This window comes from Cellulosimicrobium cellulans (genome assembly GCF_001722485.1).
GTDB classification, from domain to species: domain Bacteria; phylum Actinomycetota; class Actinomycetes; order Actinomycetales; family Cellulomonadaceae; genus Cellulosimicrobium; species Cellulosimicrobium cellulans_A.
This window is the reverse complement of the sequence record NZ_LWGL01000283.1, coordinates 1-2,278: the sequence shown is the minus strand read 5'-3', so window position 1 is coordinate 2,278 and position 2,278 is coordinate 1. Positions and strand designations below refer to the sequence as shown.

At 77.4% G+C, this 2,278-nt stretch carries 4 protein-coding genes; all 4 read left to right on the top strand.

Features of this window, described 5'->3' with window-relative positions; translation table 11 throughout:
- On the top strand, nucleotides 1-339 hold a 339-nt coding region (locus JZ5iCDA_RS19220; RefSeq protein WP_171905425.1), incomplete at its 5' end, for a TetR-like C-terminal domain-containing protein.
- A gap of 40 nt (nucleotides 340-379) precedes the next feature.
- On the top strand, nucleotides 380-763 hold the full coding sequence (locus tag JZ5iCDA_RS17000) for a cold-shock protein (protein ID WP_069388185.1): 384 nt from the start codon (nucleotides 380-382) through the stop codon (nucleotides 761-763).
- A 2-nt stretch (nucleotides 764-765) separates the two neighbouring features.
- The gene (locus JZ5iCDA_RS16995; RefSeq protein ID WP_069388184.1) at nucleotides 766-1,602 is read left to right on the top strand and encodes a DUF3027 domain-containing protein; all 837 of its coding nucleotides are present in this window, start codon (nucleotides 766-768) and stop codon (nucleotides 1,600-1,602) included.
- A gap of 253 nt (nucleotides 1,603-1,855) precedes the next feature.
- On the top strand, nucleotides 1,856-2,278 hold a 423-nt coding region (locus JZ5iCDA_RS18605), incomplete at its 3' end, for an alanine racemase (protein ID WP_436967421.1).

Genomic DNA, 2,278 nt, shown 5'->3' with positions numbered 1-2,278 from the left:
CCGGTCCCCGCGCCGCCCGGCGCCGACGACGCCACCGCGCTCGTCGGTCCCGCGCGCGCCTACGTCGCGGCCCGCGGCCTCGTCGAGCCGGACGCGCCCACGGAGAGCGTCGCGCGGACGCTCATGGCCTGGACGACGCTCTTCGGCACGGTGTCGTTCGAGCTGTTCGGTCACCTCGAGCAGACCGTCGCCGACCACGCACGCTGGTTCGACGCCGTCGCGCTGCGCGTCGGCGCGGACGTCGGGGTCGTCACCCGCGCACCGTCCGCGGCGGAGGGCGGTGCCGACCGCGGGGCCGCACCGGGGCAGGATGCGACGACCGGCCGGGACGGCCGGTAGCCTGGGGGTTCTGTTCCCTTCGAGCACGAACGAGGTTCACGTGCCCACCGGCAAGGTCAAGTGGTTCGACACCGAGCGCGGCTTCGGCTTCATCGCGGCCGACGACGGCGGCGAGGTCTTCCTGCACGCGTCCGCGCTGCCCGCCGGCGCCGTCGCGCCCAAGCCCGGCGCGCGCGTCGACTTCAGCGTGGCGGACGGCCGCCGCGGACCGCAGGCGCTCGCGGTCACGCTCCTCGACCCGGTCCCGTCCGTCGCCAAGGCGAAGCGCCGTTCGGCCGACGAGATGGCCGTCATCGTCGAGGACCTCATCAAGGAGCTCGACGGCATCGGCGGCGGCCTGCGTCGCGGCCGGTACCCCGAGAAGGGCAAGGCCACGAAGGTCGCCGCGGTGCTGCGCGCGGTCGCGGACGAGATCGAGGTCTGAGCATGACCGTCGCAGCCGCCGAGGGCCGCGTGCGCGGGGTGTCCGCCCGCGCGGCGCGGGACGCCGTCCTCACGGGCGCCGTCGACCTCGCTCGCGCAGCGGCGGAGGAGGTCGCCGACCGCCCGGAGGACGTCGGTGAGCACCTCGGCACCGTCGCGGAGGCCGACCGGCTCATCTCGCACCGGTTCGCGTGCACGCTGCGCGGGTACGCGGGCTGGCAGTGGACCGTCACGCTCGCGCGCGTGCCGCGCGGCCGCAGCGCCACGGTGTGCGAGGTCGCGCTCCTGCCCGGCGAGGGCGCGCTGCTCCCGCCGGCGTGGCTCCCGTGGGCGGAGCGCCTGCGCCCGGGCGACATCGGCCCGGGCGACGTGCTGCCGTTCCGCGCGGACGACCCGCGCCTCGAGCCCGGCTGGACGCCGACGGGCGACGAGGAGCTGGACTCCGTCGCGATCGAGGAGCTCGCGCTTGCGCGCGCCCGCGTGCTGTCGCCGCAGGGGCGCGACGAGGCGGCGGAGCGCTGGTACCGCGGCTCGCGCGGCCCGACGGCGCGCGGTGCCGTCGCTTCGAGCGCGGACTGCGGCTCGTGCGGCTTCCTCGTCCCGCTGCAGGGGTCGCTCGGCCAGGTGTTCGGCGTCTGCGCGAACGTGTGGTCGCCCGACGACGGCAAGGTCGTCAGCCTCGACCACGGCTGCGGCGCGCACTCCGAGACGGACGTCGAGCAGCCGCCGAGCGAGTGGCCCGACGCCGAGCCGCTCATCGACGAGCTGCACGTCGAGGTCGTCTCGATCCTCGAGGCCGCGTCGGACGGCACCGACCCCGCGGACGAGCCCGGGGCGTGACCCCCGACGTCCTCGGGACGGCGGCGCTGCGCCGCGCCGTCCTCGAGGCGTGGCGCTCCTCGCCCACCCGGCTGCGCGAGGACGCGAACACCGAGGAGGACCACGCCCACGGGTCCTACCACGGCCGCGTGGTCGTCGAGCTCGCGCAGAACGCCGCCGACGCCGCGGCCCGGGCGGGTGTGCCGGGGCGGCTGAGCCTGGCGCTGCGCGCGCCGACGAGCCCGGGCACCCGAGCGTCGCCGCGCAGGCCGACGTGCTCGACGACGCCGTCCGCCTCGCCGAGGCGTCCGGCGCCTCGCTCGAGGTGCGCCACCTCGCGAACTCGGCCGCGACCCTGACCGCGCCGCGCACGCACTACGACCTCGTCCGCCCCGGGCTCGCCGTCTACGGCATGTCGCCCGTGCCGGACGTCGCGCCCCCGCAGGATTACGGGCTCACGCCCGCGATGACGCTCGAGGCGGCCCTCGTCACCGTCAAGCACGTCGCCGCGGGGCAGGGCGTCTCGTACGGGCACGCGTACACGACCGCGGGGGAGTCCACGCTCGGCGTCGTGCCGCTCGGCTACGCCGACGGCATCCCGCGGCACGCCTCCGGCGGTGGCCCGGGCGGCGCGCCCGGCGGCCCGGTGCTCGTCGGCGCGTCCGGCGACGGCGAGGGTCTCGCCGGCGGGCGGGTG